This is a genomic window from Lysobacter sp. ESA13C, from assembly GCF_019970005.1.
Lineage (GTDB): Bacteria > Pseudomonadota > Gammaproteobacteria > Xanthomonadales > Xanthomonadaceae > Lysobacter > Lysobacter antibioticus_B.
In genome coordinates, this window is the sequence record NZ_JAHXYK010000001.1 from 481,136 (window position 1) to 500,384 (window position 19,249).

Here is a 19,249-nt window from a genome sequence, read left to right on the forward strand (position 1 = left end):
GCCGCGTCAGGCACGGCGAGTGGTCGGGCATTCGGCTAGGCGATGCCGCCGGATTGCGTGCGGTCCGGCGCGGCCGGACTGGCGGCGTCGCGCGGCTTCAGTTCGGCGAGGATTCCGACTGCGACGAAGCGGCGAGCTTGCGCGCCTCGGCCTGCTCGCGCAGGCGACGCAGTTCCATCGGGTCGACGATCGAGGACACGTCGCGGCTGGTGTTGTCCAGGCGCCGTGCGAGCAGACTCATCACGCCGGCGATCATCAGGCCGAGTGCGGCCAACAGGCTGACGGCCAGGATCCCCGGCGAGGTGGTTTTCAACGCCAGCACGAAGGCGGCGGCGGCCAGCAGCAGGTAAACCCAAGGCATTGCGGCGTGCTCCCTGAAAAAATCCCGATCCGGACAGGCGGGTCCCCAGACGGAACTGCCGGCCTGGATCGGCGTTGGAGGGCCGGTACGGAGGGTTCCGGCCGGGTCCAGGCCGAGTGTAGCGCGCACCCGCGGCGGCGGCAGCTGGGGGCGCCGGCGGATGCGACCGGCGGCACAAACGGCTAGAGCAGCGGCGAAACCAGCCGGGCCAGGGCCTCGGGGAGGCGCGCGCGCCACAGCGAACGTTCACGGTCCGGGCGCACCCGCGGGGCCCGCGAGCACTCTTCCTGAATCAGGGTCGCCAACTCGCCGGCGAGCTGCTCGTTGTAGAACATCACCGAGATCTCGAAGTTGAGGCGGAAGCTGCGGTGATCGAAATTGGCGCTGCCGATGATCGCCATCTTGTCGTCGCACAGCAGGGCCTTGCTGTGCAGCATGCGCGGGCCGTACTCGTGGATCTTCACCCCGGCGTCGAGCAATTCGTCGAAGTAGGAGCGCGCCGCATACGTCACCAGGCGGCTGTCGCTGAGCTTGGGCACCAGCAGGCGCACGTCGAGCCCGCCGAGCGCGGCCGAGGTCAGGGCCATGCGTGCGGCCTCGCTCGGCACGAAATACGGCGTGACCAGCCAGACCCTGCGCTGCGCGGCGTGGATCGCGCCGACGTGGACGCGGTGGATGGCTTCCCAGGGCGAATCCGGCCCGGAACTGACGACCTGCGAGGCCACGCGCCCGGGTTGCGGCGGCGGGTGTTGCATCTTCAGTGGCGGCTGGCCGGTGGCGTAGCACCAGTCCTCGGTGAAGACCAGTTCGAGCTCGCGCACCACGTCGCCTTCCAGGCGCAGATGCAGATCCCGGTAGGCGTCCTCGCGTAGGCGCTCGTCTTCTTCGTCGGTGATGTTGATGCCGCCGGTGTAGCCCACCCGGCCGTCGATGACGACGATCTTGCGGTGGGTACGCAGGTTCAGCCACGGCCGGCGCCAGAACCAGCGCAGCTTCATCGGGTGGAACCAGGCCACTTCGGCGCCGGCCTCGAGCAAGGGCTTGAGGAAGCGCCGCGAGGTCTGGCCGGAGCCGACCGCGTCCATCAGCAGCCGCACCTTGACCCCGGCGCGGGCGCGCTCGATCAAGGCATCGCGCAGCGCGGTGCCGGTGCGATCGGGCAGATAGATGTAGTACTCCAGGTGGATGTGCTCGCGCGCCTGGGCGATGTCGGCCAGCAACGCGGCGTACTTGGCGCCGCCGTCGATCAGCAGGCGCACGTCGGTCGCGGTGGTCGGCGGCAGGCCGGTGGTGGCCTGGCCGAGCTTGGCCAGTTCGATCGCTTCCGGCGACGGGGTCAGGCCCGCCGGCGGCGCCGGCAGCGAGGCGCGGGCGCGCACCCGGCGCAGGCGCTGGCGGTGGATGCGCAACGGGCCGAAGAAGTAATAGATCAGGAAGCCGATGTAGGGCAGCGCGGCCAGGCTGATCAGCCAGCTGATCGTCGCCACCGGCTCGCGCTTCTGCAGCACGATCCAGAAGCTCAGCCCGAGCAAGTACACCGCCCAGCCGATCGTCAGATACAGGCCGAGATGGGGAATGGCGAGCAGGTCTCGCCAAAGGTCGGGCAACAGATCCAGCACGTGTCGGAACTCCATCGATGCAGCGGCGCCGCCGGCACGGCCGCGCGGGCCTAGGCTAGCCCGCCGGCCGGGGCCGGCATAGCCCGGGCGCCGCCCGCATCGCGGCGGCGACTGCCGACGCCGGCAAAGACCGGCCGCGACCCGGCGACGTAGGATGCGGCATCGCCCGCCCGAACCACAGGAAGGATTCCCATGATTCACCGGTTCCTCATCGCCGCCGCTTTACTCGCCCTGCCCTTGTCGCCGGCCTTCGCCGCCGAGGCCGAACAACGCAGCATCAACGTATCGGGTTCGGCCGAGGTCAAGGTCGTGCCGGACCTGATCCTGCTCGATGTCGGCGTCGAATCGCGGCATGCCCAGCTCGACCAGGCCAAGCGCAGCAACGACGAGAACGTCGCCAAGGCGCTGGCGTTTCTCAAGCGCAGCGGCGTGCCCGACAAGGACGTGCAGACCGATTTCATCAGCATCGAGCCGACCTACCACTCCGACTATTCGTTCACCAAGCCGCAGATCTACATCGTGCGCAAAAGCATCGGCATCAAGCTGAGCCGCATCGGCGACCTGGAGAACGTGCTGACCGGGCTGCTGTCGAGCGGCGTGCAGTACATCCACGGCATCGAATTCCGCACCTCGCAGCTGCGCAAGCACCGCGATGCCGCGCGCGCTCTGGCGGTGCAGGCGGCGAAGGAAAAAGCCGATGCGCTGGCGGCCGAGCTCGGTGTGCGGCGCGGGCCGGCGCTGAACGTGTCGGAGTCGTACTCCGGCGGCTGGTGGCGCAGCGGCAGCCGTTGGGGCAATGGCATGAGCGGCGGCCAGATGGTGCAGAACGTCATGCAGAACAGTGGCGGCGGCGGCGAATCGGGCGACGGCGAGACTTTGTCGGTCGGCCAGATCAGCGTCAGCGCCTCGGTCAGCACCAGCTTCGCGATCGAATAGTCCGGCATCGAACGTGGTGCGCCGCTCAGCGGGCACCACGCGGCACGGAATGCGGCGCTCGGGCTGCTCCCTGGCGCATTCAGCCGGCAGGCGACGCAGCAGCGGAACCGAGCGATCCGGCGGCGTCGCGAAACCTGCGACGGCGCCGGCGTAGGCTGCGCGGATGGACGCTGCGCGCAAAGCCCGACTCTCGATCCAGCCGACTGCCTTCAAGGGCCGCGGTGCGGCGTCGTACGTGGCCGGGCGCTACGCCGTCACCACCGTCCAGGGCGAGGACGACGGCTGGGGCTCGGTCTACGAAGACGCCGATGCGAACTCGCGCCCGGACACCCAGGTGCGCGAGGAAACCGCGCGCAGCATCATCACCCGCAACGATTCGCCCGACATCGGCTTCAGCCAGTCGGTCAATCCTTATCGCGGCTGCGAACACGGTTGCGTGTACTGCTTCGCGCGACCCTCGCATGCCTACCTGGAACTGTCGCCGGGCCTGGACTTCGAGACCCGGCTGTTCGCCAAGGTCAATGCCGCCGAACGCCTGCAGAACGAACTCGCCCGCCCCGGCTACCAGTGCGCGCCGATCGCGCTCGGCATCAACACCGATGCCTACCAGCCGATCGAGCGCCGTTACCGCATCACCCGCGGCGTCATGGACGTGCTGGACGCCTGCTCGCATCCCTTCAGCATGATCACCAAGAACGCCTCGATCGTGCGCGACGTCGAAGTGCTGGCCTCGATGGCGCGGCGCCGCCTGGTGTCGGTGTATTTCTCGGTCACCACCTTGGACAACCAGCTCTCGGCGAAGATGGAGCCGAGAGCCTCGGCGCCGCATTCGCGGCTCAAGGCCATGCGCACCCTCGCCGAAGCCGGCGTGCCGGTCGGCGTGCTGGTCGCGCCGACCATCCCGATGATCAACGACGGCGAGCTCGAGCAGATCCTCGCCGCCGCGCACGAGGCCGGCGCGCGCGCGGCCGGCTATGTGCTGCTGCGCCTGCCGCACGAACTCAAGCAGGTCTGGCGCGATTGGCTGCAACTGCACTACCCCGACCGCGCCGCGCACGTGATGAGCCTGATCCAGCAGATGCGCGGCGGCAAGGATTACGACAGCGCGTTCGGCAAGCGCATGCGCGGCGAAGGCCCGTTCGCGCAGCTGATCGGACAGCGTTTCCACAAGGCCTGGCGCAAGCACGGCTATGGGCGGCTGCCGGCCCTGGACACGAGCCAGTTCGTCGCCCCGCGCAAGCCGACCCCGCAGTTGGAATTGTTCTGAGCCGGCATCGGCGGCGAATACTGCGGCACGGCCGTACTCAGCACGCGGCTTCGCGCGCCGGTGCCGCTGCACCGATGTCCTCGCCGGCCGCATCCGGCACAGCCGCCGGCTCGTGCGCCGAGGCGTTGCCGAGCAAGACATAGGCGAGCCAGGCGATCGCCGCGGTGACGCCGGCCAGGCCGTACATCAGCCAGGCGAAAGCCTCGTCGTAACTGCGCAGCAGCAAGGCGGGGTCGAGCGCGGGCAACAGCGCCTGCGCGCGCGCGGCGTCGCCGGTGGCCAGGCGTTGCGCCGCCTGGACGAGGGCGTGGCCGTCGACCGCGCCCAGGCTGTGCAGACGCAGCTTGAGCAGGCTGGCCAGGGCCGCGGCGGCGACCGCGATGGCGAGGCCTTCGCCGGACACGCGGCTGGCGCCGAACACGCCGGCGGCCATGCCGGCGCGTTCCTTCGGCACCACGCTGATCGCCAGCCCGTCCATCAGGCCCCAGGGCACGGCCGAACCGGTGCCGATCAACAGCATCGGCGCGATCAACTGCGCCGGCGAGGCGTCGCCGGCGATCGCACCGAGCCAGACCAGGCCGACGGCGGCGAGCGACAGGCCGGCGCCGCATAAGGCGCCGGCGGCGATGCGATGGCTCAGCACCGCGGCCAGGATCGGCACCACCAGCATCGGCGCCGACAAGGCGATCATCAACAGGCCGGCGTCGAGCGCACTGTGGCCGTGGATGCCGATCAAACGCACCGGCAGCACGATGATCAACACCAGGTAGCACAGGCCGGTGCCGATCGGCAGCAACTGCGCGCCGACGAAACGCGGCAGGCGGAACAGGCTGAGGTCGAGCATCGGCCGCGCCGCCCGCGTCTCCACGCGCACGAACAGCGCCAGCAACAAGGCCGCGCCGGCCAGGGCGGCGAGCACCCAGGGATCGCTCCAGCCGCGCTCGGGCGCTTCCAGTACGCCGACCGTCAACAGCGCGAGCATCGCCGTCGAACTGAGGCTGCCGCGCCAGTCCAGGCCGGTCGCGGCGGGATCGCGCGACTCGCGCATGCGCGGCAGGCCGAACACGGTGGCCAGCGCGGCGATCACCAGGCTCGACAGGAACACCGCGCGCCAGCCCTGCGCCTGCACCAGCCAGCCGGCAAGGCTGGGTCCGAACGCCAGGCCGAGGCCGAAACTCGTCCCCAGCAGACTGAAGGCGCGGATGCGTCCGGGGCCGTGGAACTCCTGCGACAGCGCGGCGTTGCCGCCGGCCAGGGCGAGTGCGGCGGCGATGCCCTGGACGATGCGCAGGGCATTGAGCGTCGCCAGGTTCGGCGCCAGCGCCAACAGCAGCGACACCACCGCATAGGACACGATGCCGATGGCGAAGATGCGCTTGCGGCCATAGGTGTCGGCGAGCGTGCCGGCCGCCATCAGGCAACTGCCGAAGGCCAGCATGAAGGCGTTGGTCATCCAGTTCAGCGCGACCGGGCTGCCGCCGAGTTCGGCGGCGATGGCCGGAATCGCCACCGGCGGGCCGGTGAAGCTCAGCGGCAACACCAGCCCGGCCAGGCACACGGCGCCGAGGATCAGGAAACGGTCGAGGCGGCCGGAGGCGTCGGCCGCGGGGTCGGAAGGAGGCATGGGTGAGTCGCGCGAGGGGGCAGGCCGCCAGGGTAGAAGCGCCGCAATCGTGGAAAAACATCGGCCCGATCCGTGCTTTATGGAACAATTGTCCGCAATTGCCGCCACCGGACCGCCCCATGGACAAGCTCGGCAGCTTGCTCGCCTTCGTCCGCACCGCCGAGACCCGCAGCTTCGTCGCCGCCGGGCGCCAGATCGGCGTGTCCGCCTCGGCGGTCGGCAAGAGCGTGGCCAAGCTCGAACAGCAACTCGGCGTGCGCCTGCTCCAGCGCAACACCCGTAACGTGCGCCTGACCGAAGAGGGCCGCATGTTCTACGAGCGCTGCCGCCCCTTGCTCGACGAACTCGACGAAGCCGAAGCGATGTTGACCCATGCGATGCAGGCGCCGCGCGGACGCTTGCGGGTGGGCCTGCCGACCGCGGGCTATCGCTTCCTGGTGCCGGTGCTGGGCGAATTCCGCGCGCGTTATCCCGAGGTCGAGCTGGAGCTGGATTTCGACGACCAACTGGTCGACGTGATCGACGGCGGTTTCGACGTGGTGATCCGCAGCGGCGACATGCCCGACTCGCGGCTGCGCGCGCGCCGGCTCGGCCCGTTCTGCTTCATGTTGTGCGCCTCGCCCGACTACCTCGCGCGGCGCGGCGAACCGCGCCTGCCGGCCGACCTGGAAGCGCACGACTGCATCCACTTCCGCTTCGCCAACAGCGGCAAGGTGCAGGAATGGTCGCTGCGGCTCGAACCCGGCGAAGCGCCGCCGCACCTGCCGCCGGCGTTGATCTGCAACAACAGCGAAGCGGCGGTGCTGGCCGCGGTGCACGGGCTGGGCATCGTCTACACCGTGGATTTCCTGGTCCGCGACCGGCTCGCCTGTGGACAGTTGCGGCGCGTGCTGCCCGGCTTCGAGACCCAGCGCGGGCAGTTCTGGGCGCTGTGGCCGGCGCACCGGCATATCTCGCCGAAGCTGCGGGTGTTCCTGGACTTCATCGACGAACATCTGTTCGTGCACCAGCCGATCGTATGACCGCGAACCGACGGCACGCCGTCGTTGAGGTCATCGCACAGCGCGAATCCAATGCAGCCGCTGGAGAACGACGGCATTCGCGAGCAAGCTGTGTCCGCAAAGGCCGATGGCTTGCGCGACGCCCGTGTCGATGCCGTCGTCGATTCCCCAATATCCCACCCCAGTGCAACCCAGGACCCCATCGCCGTGACGTCACCCGCCCTCGTCTCTTCCGCAGTGCTCGCCGTAACGCTCATGGCTTCGGCATCGGCGTTCGCTGCCCCACCCGCTTCGGCGCAACCCTCTTTCGATTGCGCCAAGGCCGCCAGCGCGGTCGAGAAAGCGATCTGCAGAAACGACGGCCTGGCCGGTGCCGACGCCGCGGTCGGGCGCGCTTACGAGCGCTTGCGCAAATCGCTCGATTCCAAAGCCGCGAGCGGACTGCGCGAGGACCAACGCTGGTTCATCGGCGTGCGCGACGCGGCCTACGACAACGCCAGCGCGGCGAACCGGACGCAGTCGCTCAAGGCTTTGCTCGATGACCGCGCGCGCACGTTGTCGCAGATACGTGCGCAGCCGCCGGTCGGACTGGTCGGCAGCTGGCGTAACCTCGCCGGCGGCATCGACGTGGTCGACGACGGTGCCGGCCGTTTGAAAGTCGAGGCGAATGCCGCGCATCCGCTCGATGGACGCTGGCTCTGCGATGCCAGCGGCAGCGGGCGCAGCGTCGGCGCGGCATTGACCGTGCAGGTCGAGGGCGGCGAGCGCAGTTCCCTGAAGCTGACCCGCGAAGGCGCGGCCTTGCGCGTGCAGGCGCTGGATGCGGGCGGCAAAGCGTTGCTCGGTCCCGACTACTGCGGTCACAACGGCAGTCTCGAAGGCGTGTACTTCGCGGTGCCGCCGAGCGCGGAGTGAGCGGCCGCATCGCCTGATCGGTTCGTCTCGCGACTCGGCAAGGTCGAACTAAAACGGCCCCCGCCGCGCTTTCGCGCGACGGAGGCCGTAACCACTACGAAGCTGGACTACTCAACCGAAGCGGCGCGGATCAGCCCTTGCAGCGCAGACCGCTCGAGCCTTCCGGCAGCGAGACGTTGACCGCTTCCCAGGCGCAAGCCACCGACTTCACCACGCTGGCCTTCAGCAGGCCCTTGTCGACCAGGTCCTGGGCCGCGGTCTGGGTGGCTTCGCGCGCCTGCGGGTAGGACGACTGCGAGGTCAGGTACAAGGTGTTGGCGCGGTACCAGATCTGGCCGGCGGTGTTCGGGGTGATGCCCTTGAGCCCGGTCGCGCCGTTGCAGACCAGGTCGGCCGGCAGCAGGGTCTTGCGATGCGACTTCGGCACCTTCTGCCCTTCGGCAAGCAGATAGAAGAAGTGGTTGCCGACGCCGGAGGTGTAGTGCGGGTCTTCGTCGGTGAAGCCGCCGGCCGGGTAGCAATCGAAGGAACCGCTGCCGTCTTCGGCGACGTCGAGGCTGGGCTTGAACATGTAGCGCAGCGGCGTGCCGTCGAGCATGACGTTCTCGCCGATCAGGTAATCCGGCGGATCCTTCGGGCTGTTGTCGAAGAACTCGACCAGGGTGCCGTGGATGTCGGAGGTGGCTTCGTTGAGGCCGCCGGCGTCGCCGGCATAGGCCAGGTTCGAGGTCGCCTGGGTCACGCCGTGCGACATCTCGTGGCCGGCGACGTCGAGCGCGACCACCGGATTGGAAATGCCGTAGTCGCCGTTGCCGTAGACCATGCGCTTGGCTTCGCCGTCCCAGAACGCGTTGGTGCCGCCGGCGTCGATGAAGTAGAAGATCGAGAAGGTCACGTTGACGAAGCTTTCCACGCCCTTGCTGTCGCCGAAGATGCCGACGCGGTCGTACAGCTTCTTGTAGTAGTCCCACGTCTTGGACACGCCGTAGTGGGCTTCCACGCCGGTGCGCTCGATGTTGGACATCTGCTCGTTGCCCCAGACGTTGTCCTTGTCGAACATCGGCGGTGCGGTGAAATCGCCGCCGCCGAAATACAGATCGACCACCGTGCCGCCGGTGTTGTGCAAGGTGCCGCCGCCGCGCTTGTCGTCGCGCAGCAGATAGCCCGCGCCGCGGCCGTCGCTTTCCTCGGCGCCGACCTTGCTGGTCGAGATCGCGACCTTGCCGCGGGTGATGGTGAAGCCTTCGCCCTGCGCCGCTTCGGCGCTATAGATCTTGCTGTCGCGGCCGAGCAAAGCGCCGTTGTCGGCATCGACATAGATCATGTCGTGGACCGGGCGATCGGCCTTGTTGAGGCCGCGGAAGGTCACTTCATACGCGAGTTTCGGCTGGTTGTCCTTGGCGAAATACACCACGCGCGAGGTCGGCTTATCCATGAAACGGCCGGCGAAATGCACGCCGGCGTCGGTCACCGCCTGCGCCACCGACAGTTTCGGCGCCTTGGCGCCGCCCTGGCCGAGCTTGAGGTCCAGGGTCTTGCTGACCGAGGTCAACAGGCCGTCTTTCATGTGCGTGACCAGATCGCCGCCGATCACCGGCAGGCCCTGGTAATCGCGATTGAAACGCACGTGCTCGCTACCGTCGGCTTCGACGATGACGTCGCGCGGCAGGTATTGCTCGGCGTCGATCGCCTCGCGGTCGGCCTGCGCCGCGGCGCCGCGCAGCTTCTGCGCGAGCAGCTGTTCGCGTGCGCGCGTCACCGCCGGATGCTGGGCGAGTTGTGCGCCGGACGTGGCGCCGGAGACGGTCGGCGCCAGTGCGAAGCCCGGCGTGCGCGCGGCAGCGGCCGCCTTGGCCGATGCCGTCGCCGATGCGTTCGCGGCGTTGCCGCCGGCCTGCGCCGATGCCTTGCCGGCATCGCGGTAGTGCTGCGCGGTGACCAGCGCGGTCGCGGTGGTGCCGGTCACCGCCAGCAGGATCGAAGCGGTCAGGACACGTTGTTTCATGGACATGCGGTTTCTCCGAGTCGTAGATCGAAATAAGAAAAGACCAGCCAAGAGCCGCCGCGCGAACGCAGTCGCGAAGCGGTGTCGTGCATTGCGGCAGAGGTCGTGCATGCCCCGAAGACGATTCGTCGCAGGCGGCGGCTCGTCTTCTTCGGCCCCTCCCCATAGATGGGAACGCGCTCGGGTAACGACCCCCTACCTGCGCAGCAGCGGCGACGCGTATCGCGTATGCGAATTGAGATGCGCGTCAGAGTGTGTGGCGTGTCGCGTGCGGTGCGCGTGGCGTGTGTGTGTGGGTGCGCGCGTGTTCGTGCGCGTGCGCGATGCCTTCGATGACGAGACGGCAGTGCAGGCGGGTAACGAATCGCATGCGGCAGATGGGGGATTCGACCCGTATCTTCGTCGTGGCGTCGGGTTCGCGGTCGCAGCTTGCGCAGCTCCTACAGGAGGCTTCGAAACTCCGAGTCGATCTGCTGCTTCAGGGTAGGAGCGACGCGAGTCGCGACCGCGCAGTCGCCCGTGTTTGCGCCGGTGGCCGAAGGCCCGCGGTCGCAGCTTGCGCAGCTCCTACAAGAGGCTTCGAAGCTTCGAGGCGATCTGCTGCTTCAGGGTAGGAGCGACGTGAGTCGCGACCGCGCAGTCGCCCGTACCTGCGCCGCTGGCCGTAGGTTCGTGGTCGCAGCTTGCGCAGCTCCTACAAGAGGCTTCGGGCTTTCGAGGCGATCTTGAAGGGTAGGAGCGACGCGAGTCGCGACCGCGCAGTCGCCCGTGTCTGCGCTGCTGGCCGTAGGTTCGTGGTCGCAGCTTGCGCAGCTCCTACAGGAGGCTTCGAAACTCCGAGACGATCTGCTGCTTCAGGGTAGGAGCGACGCGAGTCGCGACCGCGCAGTCGCCCGCACCTGCGCAGCTGGCCGCAGGCCCGCGGTCGCAGCTTACGCAGCTCTTACAGGAGGCTTCGAAGCTCCGAGGCGATCCGCGACGCCAGCCCTCAGCGCCGCGGCGCCGGCATGATGTGCGACAGGTAGATGCGGCTGTCTTCGAAGATGCGGATGGCGACCGGCAGGCCGAGCTGCACGGTCAGGTGGAAGGCCTCGGTCTTGGCCGCTTGCGAGGCCTGGATGGCATCGTTGAAGCATTCGTCGGCGACGTCGCAGGAAAGGCGACGGCCTTGGTAATCGGATTCGCTCAGTTGCACCGTGTAACGCATGACCGCGCCTGGATTCGGAGGAATCGAAAGGAAGAAGGGCCCCGGCCCAGCTGGACCGCTTGCTCAAGGCGGCGACCGATCCTTTGCTGAGCGGCTTCCTTGCCAACGCACTCGTCGCGCTGCCGGGGCCTGGGTAAGTTGAGGCAAGCTGTGACCGATTGCTCTCAGTGGATCGCCGAACGTGGCGTAGGAAATTCCCTACCCTTCGAGCGCGAGCGGGCCGCCCATGGCGATTGCGATGTGGCCGCCGGCCTGCGAGGCCGTGGCGCATCGTCGAAACGCAGCCGAAGGATGCGCCGGCGAACGCACCGCCGCCGTCAGGACGACAACGGCCACAACGGCCCGTCGAGCCACAGCCAGCGCGCCATCCAGGCGCTGATCAGGGCGACCATGATGGTCAGCGGCAAACCGATGCGCAGGAAGTCGTTGAAGCGGTATTGGCCCGGCCCGAGGATCAACAGATTGCCGTGATGGCCGATCGGGGTCAGGAAAGCGGCCACCGCGCCGAGCGCGGTGCAGACCACGAACGGCGTCGGCGGCAGACCCAGCGATTGCGCCAGCGAAATCGCGATCGGGCCGAGCAGTACGGTGGTGGCGGCGTCGGAAAGGATCTGTGTCAGCAAGGCGGCGGAGGCGAACATCACCAGCAGGATCGCCAGCGGCGACCAGCCCGCGACCACGTGCAACAGACCCTGCGCGAGCAATTGCGCGGTCCCGGTCTGTTCCATCGCCACGCCGAGCGGGATCACCCCGGCGATCATCACGAAGATGCGCACGTCGATCTCGCGATACGCCTGTTCGACGTCGACGCAGCGCGTGGCGACCATCGCCACGGCGCCCAACAGGAAGGCGAGCGACGCCGGCAGCCATTCGGTGGCCGCGGCGATCACGGTCGCGGCAAGGATCGCCAGCGCCAGCGGCGCGCGGATGCGGCGGCGCGCTTCGCCGGCGAACGGCACCAGCATCAGGAAGCCGTGGTGCGCGGCCAGCTCGGCGAAACGCGAGGGCCTGCCCCACAGCACCAACAGGTCGCCTTCGCGCAGGCGTGCGTCCGACAGGCGCGGCGCGACCGCGCCCTGGCGGCGCCACAGGCCGGCGATGACGGCTTGGAAGCGGCGCGCGAAATCGAGTTCGCGCACGCTGCGTCCGATGAATTCCGAGCCCGGCGCGACCACTGCCTGGACCAGCTGCGGCTCGCCGTCGCCGTGGCCGGTGACGCTGTCGCCGAAGCGCGCGATCGCATTCAGATCGAGCCCGCTGTCGTCGTGCAGCGAGGCGAAGGCGTCGGCCGAAGCTTCGACCAGCAGGATGTCGCCGCTGATCAGCGGACTGCTCGGGCCGAGGTCCTGGCGGCGTTGGCCGTCGCGCAGCCAACCGGTCAGGACGAAGCGGTCGCCGAGGGCTTTCTGCAACTCGGCCAGCGGGCGCGTGCTCCATCGCGAGCCTTCGACGATCAACAGCTCGGTGCGATAACGGTCCAGGCGCAGATAGCCGTCGTCGCCGTGCTCGCCGCTGCGCTTGGGCAACAGCCAGCGCGTGGCGAGCATATAGACCACGCCCAGCCCGACCAGGGCCAGGCCGATCGGGGTGATCGAGAAAATGCCCAGGCCCGGTGCGCCAGTGCGTTCGATGAGGTTGTCGGCGAGCAGGAAGGCCGGCGCGCTGACCAGGGTCAGGGTGGTGCCCAGCGACGCCGCGAACGACATCGGCATGAGCAGGCGCGACACCGACAGCCCGCGCGCCTTGGCGAAGCGGGTCAGGATCGGCAGCATCATCGCCGTGACCATGACGTGGTGGGTGAACGAGGACAGCGCCGCCACCGCGGGCATGGTCACCGCGATCGCGCGGCTCTCGCTTTTGCCGGAGGCGTCGCCGATCCACTGGCCCAGGCGCTCGGTGATGCCGGTCGCGGCCAGGCCGCCGGAGATCACGAACACCGCCGCGACGATGATCGCCGGCTCGCTGGCGAAGCCCGACAAGGCCTGTTTGGAGTCGAGCACGCCGGTCAAGACCAGCGCCAGCAGGGTCAACATGGCGGTCACGTCGACCCGCAGGCGCTCGCTGATGAACAGATACAGTGCTGCGCCCAGTATCAGCAGGAAGGCGATCTGAGGAAAATCCATGCCGGCATTGTGCTCGACTTGGCTGTGTCGGCGCCGTATGCGACCGTCCACCGTGCCGTCACGAGCCGGGCGGATACACTCCCCGGTCACATAATCCGCCGAAGACCCTTGCCCCTGCACCGATGAGCCTACCGCGCGCCACGACCACCGCCGACCACGCCACCGCTGCGGTGGCGTCGAAGATGGGCGACGATCGGTTCCGTCAGGCCATGGCTGCGTCGAACATCGGCATGGCCATCGTTTCGATCGAGGGCATCTGGCTGGAAATCAATCCGGCGCTGTGCGCGATGCTGGGCTATCGCGAAGACGAGTTGCGCGGCCATCACTACAGCGAAGTGACCCACCCCGACGATCTGGCGATCAGCAACAACCTGGTCACCGCGTTGGTCAACGGCAGCCTGGCCTCGGTCGACGAGCACAAGCGCTACGTGCATCGCGACGGCAGCGAGGTCTGGGTGCAGCTCAACGTCGCGGTGATGCGCGACGAGTCCGGCGCGCCGCAGTACTTCATCTCGCACATGCGCGACATCCGCGGCGAGCGCGAGGCCGGCATCGCCCTGAGCGCCCGCATCGAGGAACGCGGCGCCGCGCTCGACGCCTCCAACCGCCAGTTGCAGCTGTTCGCCGACGCGGTCGCCCACGACCTGCGCGCGCCGCTGCGCTCGATCGAAAGTTTCTCGGCCCTGCTCAGCGAACGCGCGATCGAACGCTTGAACGAGACCGATCGCGATTACCTGGGGCGCATCCGTGCCGCGGCTTCGCGCATGACCAGTCTGCTCGCCGCGCTGACCGAGTTGTCGCACGTGACCCGCGCCGAGATGCGGGTCGCGCCGGTCGACCTGAGCCTGCTCGCCGACTGGGTCGGCGCCGAGCTGCAGGACGCCGATCCGCGCCATCGCGGCGAAGTTTCGGTCCAGCCCGGCCTGCAGGTCGAAGGCGACGAACGCTTGCTCAAGCTGATGTTGAACCAGCTCATGCACAACGCATGGAAGTTTTCGTGCGAGCGCGAGGGCCAGGTCGAACCGGTGCGCATCGAGGTCAGCGGCGAGACCGTCGCGGGCCGTCTGCTGCTGACCATCCGCGACCACGGGGCCGGTTTCGACATGCGATATGCTCACAAGCTGTTCGAGCCCTTCCAGCGCCTGCACGGGCCGGACCAGGGCGGCGGTCACGGTTTGGGCCTGGCGATCGCGCGCCGCGTGGTCGAACGCCACCGCGGCGAGCTGCGCGCTCATTCGCAGCCCGGTGCGGGCAGTACTTTCATAGTGGAATTGCCTGTCGCCGCGACAGGCGAGGAAAACCCAGATGCATAAGGAAATCCTGCTGGTCGAAGACAATCCCGACGATGTCGAGCTGACCCGGCTCGCCTTCGACGAGGCCAAGATCGCCAACAGGCTGGTGGTGATGGGCGACGGCGCCGAGGCGCTGGATTACCTGTTCGCCCGTGGCCGTTATTCCGATCGCGACCCCAACGACCTGCCCTCGATCGTCCTGCTCGACCTCAATCTTCCGAAGGTCGACGGCCGCGAAGTGTTGCAGGCGATCCGCGCCCACGAGCCCACCCGCACCCTGCCGGTGGTGGTGCTGACCACCAGCACCGAGCCCTTCGACGTCGAGGCGAGCTACGCGCTCGGGGTCAACAGCTACATCCAGAAGCCGGTGGATTTCGAGCAGTTCGTATGGGCGGTCAAACAAGTCGGCCTGTACTGGCTGGTGTTGAACCACCCGCGCAATCCGTGAGTCGCCGCGGCAGCGGTGGTCGTGGCCGGAACGGCCGGTAGCGACGACTCGGCAGCAGCAAACAGCAACAGCAAATCCCCCCTGCCCCCCTTTTCCAAAGGGGGAATTTGCGCGTGGGATTCGAACCTATACGAGCTATGGCCGCGTCAACTCGTCCTTTTTTAAAGGGGGCTGGCGCCTGCGTGAAACGGGTGACTGTGTAACGGCTGCGCCGGAGGATTTGCTTCACAGCTCCAGGCGATTGCGTCGGACGCGCTGCAGGCGATCTGATCGAGTACGTGCTAGTCGAATGTGCGACGACTTCGTCGAGCACACGTCGATTCGCCCCCTTTGAAAAAGGGGGCTGGCGCCTGGATAAAACGGCTGCCTGTGTAACGGCTGCGCCGGGGGATTTGCCTTTGCGCGCTACCCAACCCGCCTCACGCGTATAGCCTCAGCGCCCGCCGAACAACTGCTCTGCGCGCTGGAACAGAATCCAGCTGGTCGCGATGTATTTGTCGCCGCCCTTGGGCCGATTGCCGCGATGGGTGTGGGTGAACGCGGCCGGTGCGATCAGCAGGTCGCCGGCGCGCGGGACGATCTTGCGGCGCTGATACAGGAACTCGGTCTCGCCTTCCTCGAAGCCGTCGTTGAGGTAGATCGTCCACAGCACGTGGCGGTGCAGGGTCTCGGCGCCCGGGTCGCGCGGGTACAGCTCGCAATGCCAGTACGGATAACCGCCGCGATCGGCGGTGTAGCGCTGCAGGTTGATCGATCCGGGGCGGAACACGGTCTGGGCGATCGGCGCCAGCGCGTTATCGTCCATCTCGGCCATGCGTTCGGGAGTGAGACGGTGGCGCTTGCCGTCGGCCGACGGCGCTTCCAGCATCAGCGGCGCGATCATCGTGTGCGGGTAGCGGCGCAGATAGCTCAGCAGGCCGCGGAACACCGCCAGGTTCAAGGCGATCTCGATGTCCTTCCAACCTTCGCGCCCGGTGATGGTCAGGTCGCGGCTGTCCTTGAGGTCGGGCATGACGCCGCCGCCGACCCGGCCCGGCTCGCTCTCGCGGCTGGCGTCGAACCGACGCAGCAGGTCCGCGCATTGCTCGCGCGTCAGGGCCTCGGGATAGACCTCGATGAAATCGTCCGGGGCGTCGATCGTCGATGACATGGCTTGGGAAGCGAGCGCGGGAAGGCGGCCATCCTCGCACGCGAGGCGCGTTGCAAAAAGGCAACGCCCAGTGTGTGCCTGTTTACACATCTTCCTCGCGAGCCTATACGGCCACTGAATCAAGCCATTGCGCGATTTCGCCGCGCTCGGGACGGTCGCCCGCCTCGGCAAGACGCGTTCCGCGCTTGTAACGTTTTCGTTCAGCTACGCCGGTCACGCCGCTACTGGCTGAATAAATTTCTAATAAATTCAATTTCTTATGTCGTTGGCACGACTCTCGCACTAGGTCCATCACCCGTATCGCTGAAGCGACGCGGCCGTCGACCCCCTAGTCGTCTTGGAGCCCGAGCCATGTCCGCGATCTCCTGCCGCTTTTCCCAGACCTCGCAGCCGGCGGCGGCGCGCGCGGCGGCGTTGGGCCTCGCCACGATGTTCGTCACGTTCGCCGGTGCAGCCCAAGGTCAGCAGGCCGGTCCGGCCAGCGAAGACCCGACCGTGGTCATCGCCCGCACCGTCCACCCGCGTATCGCCTACCGCGCCCTGCCCGCGCAGGAGAACCCGATCCGCATCGAGGCGACGACCTTCCCCGGCCAGGTCTTCCACGGCACCCTGGACCGTTCGCTGGCGCCCCTGATCGGCGACGCCGAGCTCGGCCAGCACGGTTCCAGCGGGCTCAGCCCGAGCGCCGCGACCGGGGCCCTGACCGGCCTGCTGGTGCCGACCGAATCGCTCGGCGCCTCGGGCAACAACGGCTTGCTCGGTCCGTCGGCGACCGCGCCGATGGGCCCGACCGCCAGCGTCGGCGGAGCGGTGACGAATGCGACCGCCGGCATCGCCGACCTGGTCACCGGCAGCGTGATGCAGGCCTTGGCGCCTCAGGGGAACGGCCGATGAGCGCGCGTCTGCGTCCGCTGCGCCTGGCGCCGCTGTGGCTGGCGGTGTGTCTGTTCGCGACCGCCCTGTCGACCGACACCGAGGCGAGCGAAGTCCCGTCTGCGAACGGTGCCGACCATGCCCGCATCGGCGCCGACAGCGGCCGTTCGCTCGATGGCCGCGCCGCGATCAACCAGACCGCGGGCGTGGGCAACGTGCAGAGCAACCTCGCGGCGATCGCGGCCGCGCCCGCGGGCACGGCGCTCGCATCGGCGCAGGCGAACCAGGCCGCGTCCGATGCGCGCAACGAATCGCGCGACGCCTCCGCGCGCATCGGTGCCGGTGCCTTCGCCGACAGTCGCGGGCTGCTCTCGCTCAACCAGAGCGCCGGCGCCGGCAATGCCCAGGCGAATCTGTTCGTGCTCGCGACCGGCAGCGCGCTGGCCGGCCTGGGCGACGGCGCGCTCGACGATGCCGCGCTGGCCGCCATCGCCGGCGAAACCCAAAACGATGCCGCCGCCGACGCACCGCGTATGCGCGAAGCGACGATCGCCGGCGACGCCTTCCGCGGCGGCGAAGGCGTGCTGCAAATCAATCAGACGGCGGGGGTCGGCAACGCGTCGGCCAACGCCATCGTGCTCCAACTGCCCGGGGGCTTTTAAAAAAAAGCGGCAGACGCAAGGCGATATCAACCACCACCAGGAGAGAGATCATGAAAGTTCATTTCACCCTGCTTGCCCTCGCACTCGGCGTGGCTGTGGCTGCGCCGGCTTATGCCGAAGGCGACGACGCCGACATCTACAGCTCCACCCGCGTCAGCAACAGCATCGGCGTGCACGGCCGCGTCTGGGTCAAGGGCAAAATCCGCGTCGCATCCGAATCCGCCGCCACCGTCGACCAGGATCAGACCACTCTGGCCAACGAGTCGCTCGGCGACGGCGACCACACCGCCCACCTCGGCGGCAGCGCCTTGTCGGACGCACAGGGCAACATCGGCGCGAACGTCGCCGCCGGCGTCGGCAACGCCCAGGCCAATGACACCGCGTTGTCCGCGGTCGACGGCGAAAAGGTGTTCGCTTCGGCGATGACCTTCAACAACCAGGAATCGAGCTTCAACTTCGCCTACTCGTCGCAGCAGGACACCGATTACCGCGCCACCCTCAACGGCGACGCGCTGTCCAATGCCAAGGGCAACATCGGGGTGAACGTGACCGCGGGCGTCGGCAACGCGCAGAGCAATGCCATGGCCGCATCGGTCAACAGCTCGGGCACGATCGCCAAGGCCGCCTCCGACAGCGAGCAGGACGCCTGGTTGAACACCCTGGCGGCCGCTTGCGATCTCGATACCTTCGCGACCCTCGCGGGCAACGCGTTGTCGGGCGCGCAGGGCAACATCGGCGCCAACGTCGCCGCCGGCGTCGGCAACCTGCAGCACAACGGCCTGTCGATCGCCACCGCGTCCTGCGGTAGCTGCGACTGATCCGCGCGCGGCCGCGGCGCAGGCCGCGGCCGTTTCGCGCGCTGTTTCGAAGCCTACGGAGACTGGACATGAAACTTCACCACCGCCTGCTGGCGCTTGCCTTGGTCTCGAGCCTCGCCTTGCCGGCCTTGGCCGAGGGGGACGACGCCGAGATCTACAGCAGCACCCGCGTAAGCAACAGTGTCGACGTATCGGGTCGGGTCCGGGTCAAGGGCAAGATCCGCGTCGCATCCGAATCCGCCGCCACCGTCGATCAGGACCAGACCACGGTCAGCAACTGGTCGCTCGGCGACGGCGATCACGACGCCCATCTCGGCGGCGACGCGCTGTCGGATGCGCAAGGCAACATCGGCGCCAATGTCGCCGCCGGCGTCGGCAACGTTCAGGCCAACGACACCGCCCTGTCGGCGGTCGACGGCGAGAAGGTGTTCGCGTCGGCGATGGTGTTCGGCAGCCAGAGCTCGACCGACAACTACGCCACCACCAACACCGACCACACCTACTACAGCGCCACGCTCGACGGCAACGCATTGTCGAATGCCAAGGGCAACATCGGCGTCAACGTCGCCGCGGGCGTCGGCAACGCTCAGGGCAACGGCATGGCCGCGTCGGTCAACAGCTCCGGCCGGCTCGCCATCGCGACCTCCGACAGCGAGCAGATGTCGACGATGAACCTGCTCGACAGCGAAGGCCGCCGCATGAGCCTGGATCTGTTCGCCACGCTCGACGGCAACGCCCTGTCCGGTGCGCAAGGCAACATCGGCGTCAACGTCGCCTCGGGCGTCGGCAATCTGCAGCACAACGGCCTGTCGATCGCGACCGCGTCCTGCGGCGCCTGCGCGCCACCCCCGCCGCCGCCGACCTGCGGCGCGAACTGCGGCGACTGACCGTCGTTGTTGCGTCCATCCGCGGCGACCGTCATCAGGGTCGCCGCGGATGTCCTTCCTC

Annotated in this window: 17 protein-coding genes; 10 read left to right on the plus strand and 7 right to left on the minus strand. The window is 68.2% G+C overall.

Annotated features, from left to right (window positions below; all coding sequences use genetic code 11):
* Nucleotides 1-97: 97 nt before the first annotated feature.
* Together LC490_RS02225 and cls are read right to left on the minus strand one after the other, a co-directional pair.
* Nucleotides 98-361: a hypothetical protein gene (locus LC490_RS02225; RefSeq protein WP_031374311.1), complete on the minus strand. Its 264-nt coding sequence runs from the start codon at nt 359-361 to the stop codon at nt 98-100.
* Between the two features lie 182 nt (nt 362-543).
* The gene (cls, locus tag LC490_RS02230; protein WP_223619294.1) at nt 544-1,947 is read right to left on the minus strand and encodes a cardiolipin synthase; all 1,404 of its coding nucleotides are present in this window, start codon (nt 1,945-1,947) and stop codon (nt 544-546) included.
* A 225-nt stretch (nt 1,948-2,172) separates the two neighbouring features.
* Between cls and LC490_RS02235 the strand changes: the two genes are divergently transcribed.
* On the plus strand, nt 2,173-2,916 hold the full coding sequence (locus tag LC490_RS02235) for an SIMPL domain-containing protein (protein WP_223619148.1): 744 nt from the start codon (nt 2,173-2,175) through the stop codon (nt 2,914-2,916).
* A gap of 163 nt (nt 2,917-3,079) precedes the next feature.
* Nucleotides 3,080-4,183, plus strand: coding sequence for a PA0069 family radical SAM protein (locus LC490_RS02240; RefSeq protein WP_051885465.1), 1,104 nt, complete (start codon nt 3,080-3,082; stop codon nt 4,181-4,183).
* A gap of 37 nt (nt 4,184-4,220) precedes the next feature.
* Here the strand turns inward: LC490_RS02240 and LC490_RS02245 are convergent, their stop codons facing one another.
* Nucleotides 4,221-5,807, minus strand: coding sequence for an MFS transporter (locus tag LC490_RS02245; protein ID WP_223619149.1), 1,587 nt, complete (start codon nt 5,805-5,807; stop codon nt 4,221-4,223).
* Nucleotides 5,808-5,926: 119 nt separating this feature from the next.
* Here LC490_RS02245 and LC490_RS02250 point away from each other — a divergent pair, with 119 nt between their 5' ends.
* Nucleotides 5,927-6,829 carry a LysR family transcriptional regulator gene (locus LC490_RS02250; RefSeq protein WP_223619150.1) on the plus strand — a complete coding sequence of 301 codons (903 nt, stop codon included), beginning with the start codon at nt 5,927-5,929 and terminating at the stop codon, nt 6,827-6,829.
* A gap of 186 nt (nt 6,830-7,015) precedes the next feature.
* A complete protein-coding gene (locus LC490_RS02255; protein WP_223619151.1) occupies nt 7,016-7,723 on the plus strand; it encodes a lysozyme inhibitor LprI family protein in 708 nt (235 codons plus the stop codon).
* A gap of 130 nt (nt 7,724-7,853) precedes the next feature.
* On the opposite strand, the gene LC490_RS02260 is transcribed toward LC490_RS02255, so the two are convergent.
* The 3 genes from LC490_RS02260 to LC490_RS02270 form a co-directional block, all read right to left on the minus strand.
* Complete coding sequence (locus tag LC490_RS02260; protein ID WP_223619152.1) at nt 7,854-9,734, minus strand: M4 family metallopeptidase; 1,881 nt, start codon at nt 9,732-9,734, stop codon at nt 7,854-7,856.
* Between the two features lie 982 nt (nt 9,735-10,716).
* Entirely contained in the window at nt 10,717-10,935 is a 219-nt protein-coding gene (locus LC490_RS02265; RefSeq protein WP_057971064.1) for a hypothetical protein, read from the minus strand.
* A 317-nt stretch (nt 10,936-11,252) separates the two neighbouring features.
* Nucleotides 11,253-13,058, minus strand: a complete 1,806-nt coding sequence (locus LC490_RS02270) for an SLC13 family permease (RefSeq protein ID WP_223619153.1) — start codon at nt 13,056-13,058, stop codon at nt 11,253-11,255.
* A gap of 122 nt (nt 13,059-13,180) precedes the next feature.
* On the opposite strand from LC490_RS02270, the gene LC490_RS02275 reads away from it, so the two are divergent.
* Both LC490_RS02275 and LC490_RS02280 read left to right on the plus strand, forming a co-directional pair.
* Nucleotides 13,181-14,371 (plus strand): ATP-binding protein, encoded by a 1,191-nt coding sequence (locus tag LC490_RS02275; RefSeq protein WP_051885461.1) that lies wholly within the window; start codon nt 13,181-13,183, stop codon nt 14,369-14,371.
* Entirely contained in the window at nt 14,364-14,798 is a 435-nt protein-coding gene (locus tag LC490_RS02280; protein ID WP_031374300.1) for a response regulator, read from the plus strand. The genes LC490_RS02275 and LC490_RS02280 overlap by 8 nt, the downstream gene beginning before the upstream one ends.
* Before the next feature lie 433 nt (nt 14,799-15,231).
* On the opposite strand, the gene LC490_RS02285 is transcribed toward LC490_RS02280, so the two are convergent.
* Nucleotides 15,232-15,948 (minus strand): 2OG-Fe(II) oxygenase, encoded by a 717-nt coding sequence (locus LC490_RS02285; protein ID WP_031374299.1) that lies wholly within the window; start codon nt 15,946-15,948, stop codon nt 15,232-15,234.
* Between the two features lie 351 nt (nt 15,949-16,299).
* On the opposite strand from LC490_RS02285, the gene LC490_RS02290 reads away from it, so the two are divergent.
* The 4 genes from LC490_RS02290 (at nt 16,300) to LC490_RS02305 (ending at nt 19,188) form a co-directional block, all read left to right on the plus strand.
* Nucleotides 16,300-16,842 (plus strand): hypothetical protein, encoded by a 543-nt coding sequence (locus LC490_RS02290; protein ID WP_223619154.1) that lies wholly within the window; start codon nt 16,300-16,302, stop codon nt 16,840-16,842.
* On the plus strand, nt 16,839-17,483 hold the full coding sequence (locus LC490_RS02295; RefSeq protein ID WP_051885460.1) for a hypothetical protein: 645 nt from the start codon (nt 16,839-16,841) through the stop codon (nt 17,481-17,483). The genes LC490_RS02290 and LC490_RS02295 overlap by 4 nt, the downstream gene beginning before the upstream one ends.
* 50 nt (nt 17,484-17,533) lie before the next feature.
* Complete coding sequence (locus tag LC490_RS02300) at nt 17,534-18,301, plus strand: hypothetical protein (RefSeq protein ID WP_223619155.1); 768 nt, start codon at nt 17,534-17,536, stop codon at nt 18,299-18,301.
* A 68-nt stretch (nt 18,302-18,369) separates the two neighbouring features.
* Nucleotides 18,370-19,188, plus strand: a complete 819-nt coding sequence (locus LC490_RS02305; RefSeq protein ID WP_223619156.1) for a hypothetical protein — start codon at nt 18,370-18,372, stop codon at nt 19,186-19,188.
* Nucleotides 19,189-19,249 lie beyond the last annotated feature (61 nt).